General features: G+C 70.1%; 5 protein-coding genes. 2 read left to right on the plus strand and 3 right to left on the minus strand.

All coding sequences use genetic code 11. The features are described 5' to 3' along the window. Together ACFU99_RS32880 and argC are read right to left on the minus strand one after the other, a co-directional pair. On the minus strand, positions 1-233 hold a 233-nt coding region (locus tag ACFU99_RS32880), incomplete at its 3' end, for a bifunctional ornithine acetyltransferase/N-acetylglutamate synthase (RefSeq protein WP_384398998.1). A 112-nt stretch (positions 234-345) separates the two neighbouring features. After that, positions 346-1,383 (minus strand): N-acetyl-gamma-glutamyl-phosphate reductase, encoded by a 1,038-nt coding sequence (gene argC / locus ACFU99_RS32885; protein ID WP_384399000.1) that lies wholly within the window; start codon positions 1,381-1,383, stop codon positions 346-348. Between the two features lie 214 nt (positions 1,384-1,597). On the opposite strand from argC, the gene ACFU99_RS32890 reads away from it, so the two are divergent. Together ACFU99_RS32890 and ACFU99_RS32895 are read left to right on the plus strand one after the other, a co-directional pair. After that, positions 1,598-3,169, plus strand: coding sequence for an alpha/beta fold hydrolase (locus ACFU99_RS32890; protein ID WP_384399002.1), 1,572 nt, complete (start codon positions 1,598-1,600; stop codon positions 3,167-3,169). A gap of 74 nt (positions 3,170-3,243) precedes the next feature. After that, positions 3,244-4,086, plus strand: a complete 843-nt coding sequence (locus ACFU99_RS32895) for a serine protease (RefSeq protein ID WP_384399003.1) — start codon at positions 3,244-3,246, stop codon at positions 4,084-4,086. A 205-nt stretch (positions 4,087-4,291) separates the two neighbouring features. Here the strand turns inward: ACFU99_RS32895 and ACFU99_RS32900 are convergent, their stop codons facing one another. Continuing rightward, complete coding sequence (locus ACFU99_RS32900; protein WP_384399005.1) at positions 4,292-4,876, minus strand: CGNR zinc finger domain-containing protein; 585 nt, start codon at positions 4,874-4,876, stop codon at positions 4,292-4,294. Positions 4,877-4,942 lie beyond the last annotated feature (66 nt).

Here is a 4,942-nt window from a genome sequence, read left to right on the forward strand (position 1 = left end):
GTACAGGCGTTGGCGCCGCCGGAGTTGAGGACGACGGCGGTGACCCGGCCGCCCTTGAGGACCTGTTGGGACCAGAGGACGGGGGCGGCCTTGACGCGGTTGGAGGTGAAGACGCCCGCGGCGGCGGCACGCGGACCGGTGTTGACGACGAGCGCCAGGTCCGGGTTGCCGTTCTCCTTGATCCCGGCGGCGATGCCCGCCGCCGTGAATCCCTTCGGTGCCGTGACGCTCACTGCTTCTCCTCGTGTGATGCCGTGGTGGGTGTGGGGCGGGCGCCGCCAGTACTGCCCGTGCAGCCTGTTCTGCCCATGCCGCCTGTGCCGCCTGTGCCGCCTGTGCCGCCGCTCACGGTGCGATGCCGGCCGTGGTCAGGCCGAGCTCCTCGGGGAGGCCGAGGGCGACGTTCATGCTCTGCACCGCGCCGCCGGCGGTGCCCTTGGCGAGGTTGTCGATGGCGCTGATCACGACGATGCGACCGGCCGCCGCGTCGTACGCGACCTGGATCAGTGCGGCGTTGGAGCCGTACACGGCGGCGGTGGCGGGCCACTGTCCCTCGGGCAGGAGCGTCGCGAACGGCTCGTCCTGGAGGGCCTTCTCGTAGGCGGCCCGTACGGTCTCGGCGGTGACGCCCGGCTTGGCCTTCGCGCTGCACGTGGCGAGGATGCCGCGGGGCATGGGGGCGAGGGTCGGGGTGAAGGAGACGGTGACGGGCTCGCCCGCGGCGGCCGACAGGTTCTGGATCATCTCGGGGGTGTGGCGGTGGCCGCCCCCGACCCCGTACGGGCTCATGGAGCCCATGACCTCGCTGCCGAGCAGGTGCGGCTTGGCGGCCTTGCCCGCGCCGGAGGTCCCGGACGCGGCGACGATCACGGCCTCGGGCTCGGCGAGCCCGGCCGCGTAGGCGGGGAAGAGCGCGAGCGAGACGGCGGTCGGATAGCAGCCGGGCACGGCCACGCGCCGGGCCCCGCGCAGCGCGTCCCGCGCGCCGGGCAGCTCCGGGAGCCCGTACGGCCAGGTGCCCGCGTGCGGCGAGCCGTAGAACTTCTCCCAGTCCCCCGCGTCCGCCAGCCGGAAGTCGGCGCCGCAGTCGACGACCAGCACGTCGTCGCCGAGCTCGGCGGCGACGGCGGCGGACTGCCCGTGCGGCAGCGCGAGGAAGACGACATCGTGCCCGGCGAGGGCGCTGGTGACGGTCGGCTCCAGTTCACGGCCGGCGAGCGGCAGCAGATGCGGTTGCAGCGCCCCGAGGCGCTGCCCCGCGTTGGAGTTCCCGGTCAGCGCGCCGATCCCGGCGGCCCCGACCTCGGGGTGCCCGAGCAGCAGGCGCAGGATCTCCCCTCCCGCATACCCACTCGCCCCGGCCACCGCCGCACGTACCGCCATCGGAAATCCTCCTCGTTGATGGCATGACTATACGTAGCTCGGCAGTGTTATGCAACGGCGGGCCTGGCGGGGCCGGGGGCGACGGAGCGACGGCGGGCCGAGGCCCAGCCGGTCACCGAACGCTCATATTCAGAAGGATTGTCAACTGGCCCTCGGATGATCACAGTTGTTCGTGATCTTGTGCATTGACCCACAGCGACGGAGGTTTTCTCCTGTGCGTTTCTTTCCCCTGCCCAGCGAATCCGGCCGCAGGCGGCCGGCCATACCACTGGTCGCCGTCGGGGTCGTCGCCGCCTCATTGGGGGCGGTGTCGGCCGCACCGTCCGCCGCGTCCGCGGACGGCCGAATCGCCCAGGCCGCCCGAACCGGAAAAGCCTCGGCAGCCGGGGAACAGCTCGACTGGAATCCCTGCGTGAAAGTGGCAAAGGACTGGGACAAGAGCGACACCAAAACCGAATGCGCGATGCTGACGGTGCCCATGGACTACGCCGAACCGCAGGGCCGCAAGATCAAGATCGCGGTGAGCAGACTCAAGGCCGCGGACCCGGCCAAACGCCGTGGCTCGCTGTTCTACAGCCCCGGCGGCCCCGGCCTGTTCAATCTGTACGCACCGCAGAGTTTCGCGGAGGGCGGGCTCGGCACGCTGGCCACCGATCACGACGTGATCGGGTTCGACCCCCGAGGGGTGGGCTACAGCGAGAAGAAGGACTGCGAGAGCGCCGAGTACCCGGGAGAGCCGGCCGACGCGACCCCGAAGGAGCGGGCGAAGATCGCCTACGACTACTGGGCCGAGGAGGACAAGCGGTGCGCGGCTCTCGATCCCGCCTTCGCCCGGCAGTTGACCACCGCGAACATCGCACGTGACGTGGACCGTATCCGGGCGGCGCTCGGTGAAAAGAAGATCAGTTTTTTCGGGGTCTCCTACGGCACCGCGGTGGGCGCGAACTACAGGTCGATGTTCGACGACCGGGTGAGCAGGATGTGGCTGGAATCGGTGATGCCGCCGAAGATGGACTTCGACGCGATGAACGCCTCGCTGGACGCGCTGTCCGAGAACAACTTCGGCGAGTTCGCCCAGTGGCTGTCCCGGCACGACGTCGAATACCACTTCGGCACGACCGCCGACGCGGTCCGGCACACCCTTTTCGACCTGCGCGACCAGCTCACACAGAAGCCCCGGAAGGTTGACGAGGGAACGGTGCTGGACGGCGAATGGGTCACCGGCCGGCTGGGCGGAGGCCCCGGTCAGTGGGTCGAGAGCGCACGGGACCTCGCGACCGTACGCGAAGGCGGCATCCCGCACTCGGCGCGGCCCACAGCGAAGTCCGCCTGGGCGGCCCGGCGCCCCTCGGCCAGGGTGTTCGGCTTCGAGGACCCGCACGGAGGATTCAACAACCTCCAGTACGACGCGGTCATGTGCAACGACGGGGCCGGTGGCCGCGACTTCGAGAAGGTGTGGGCCGACAAGAAGGCCCGCGAGCAGACCTACCCCGCGACCGGCGGCAGCCTTGAGTTCGGGAAATACTGCGCGGGCTGGCCGTGGCCGGCACAGCAGTGGAAGCCGGTGAAGGGCAAGAGCCCGCTCCAGATATCCGGCCACACCGGCGAGGACACGACGCCGTACGACTGGGCGGTGGACCTGAAGAACGCCATCGGCGGCACTCTCCTGACGATCGAGGACAACCAGCACGCCTCCTTGAGCAGGGTCCCCGAATGCGCCGCGAAAGCCGTCGACTTCTTCCGTACGGGCCACACCTCGGGGGGCGTCTGCCCGGGCGCCCAATGACCCCGCCCCTTCCCGCCGCTCCCCCCTTGAACGTCCCCCTTCAAACGTCCCCCTTCAACAGAGGTGAGATACGTATGTCCCCGCGTACGTTCCGGAGAATCGGCGCGGCGTTCGGTGCCGCCTTGTTCGGCCTGCTGCTGGCGGCGCCGACGGCGCATGCCGCGCCCGCGGACTTCTCCGGCGCGGTCAGCGTGGGCGGCTGTTCGGGATCGCTGGTGCGGATGCCCGGCTCCGCGGACGGCGACAAGGCCTTCGTCCTGACCAACGGACACTGCTACGAGGGCGCGTGGCCCGTCCCGGACGAGGCGCTCGTGAACCAGCCGTCCCACCGCGTCTTCGACCTCCTCGACGGCAAGGGCCGGCCCGCGGCGACCCTGAGGACCGCGAAGGCGGCCTACGTGACCATGACCGGCACCGACGTCTCGCTGTACCAACTCGACCTGAGTTACCGGCAGCTGAAGGAGAAGTACGGCATCAGCCCGCTCACCGTTTCGGCGAAGCGTCCCGCGGCGGGCACGGACATCCAGGTGGTATCCGGAGGCTTGAAGAAGATCTTCACGTGCGGCATCGACCAGCACGTCTACCGCGTGCTGGAGGCGGGGTACATGACCAAGGACGTCCTGCGCTACACCTCGGCGTGCGACACCGGCCCCGGCACGTCCGGTTCCCCGGTCGTCGACAAGGCGAGCGGAGAGGTCGTCGCGATCAACAACACCAGCAACCGCGACGGCGGCCAGTGCACGGAGAACAACCCGTGCGAGATGGACCGCGACGGCGTCATATCGGTGCACAAGGGCACCGCCTACGGCACCGAGACCTACTGGCTCACCACCTGCGTCGAACCCGGCAACACGCTCGCCCTCGACAAGCCCGGCTGCCTGCTGCCGAGGCCGGACGACCGGATCACCGTGAAGTGACGGCAGCGGCGGAAGCGGCGACGTAGGCCGGTCCGTACGAACCCGCGACGCCCGCACCGGAACGTCTCGTCACATCACGTCATACGAGCACTGCCCGCGGCCTCCTCGTACAGGCCGCGGGCAGTGCCGATCCAGGGCCCCGACACCCTGGCGAACCAGCCCGACCCGCGACCGAGTCGATACGCGCGCCGCGACACGCCAACGCTCAACGCGGGCCGCGCCGGCTCCGGTAGGCGGCGACGCTGGCCCGGTGGGCGCAGGTTCGGGTGCAGTACTGCTTCGAGCCGTTGCGCGAGAGGTCCACGAAGGTGGCCCGGCAGGTCGGCCCGGCGCATACGCCGAGGCGAGCGGGGCCGAGCGTGGCGATCACGGAGGCCAGTGCGCTGAGCATCGTCGCGGCGAGGTGCGCCGAGCGGCGGTCGGCGTCGGAGGTCACCTCGGTCCACCAGCGGCCGTCCTCGTGGCGCAGCACCGGGGTGGCGCGGCTGCGGCGCAGACCGTCGTTGATCAGAGCCGCGGCTTCGACCGCGTCCGTGTTCGCCCGTTCGAGCACCGCACGCACCGTCTCGCGCAACGCGCGGACTTCCGCCAGGTCGGCGCGGGTGAGATGCCGCGGACCGGCCCCTTGGTTCGCGGCCGGACTCGGAGGCTCGGCCGCGGGATGGCCGTCGAGGAAGTCCCGGAGCTGCTCCACGGTCTCCAGCGCGTCCTCCCCCTTGACCGGCATCAAGGTGTTGGCGAGGTCGACGGCCGTCTGGACCACCCCCGGGCTGTGACACGCATCCTGCATTTGACGTATCTCCTCTCTGCTCCTTAGCGTTACACCCAAAGGAGCTTTCACATGTCACAACATACC

This window comes from Streptomyces sp. NPDC057654 (assembly GCF_042800135.1).
Taxonomy (GTDB): domain Bacteria; phylum Actinomycetota; class Actinomycetes; order Streptomycetales; family Streptomycetaceae; genus Streptomyces.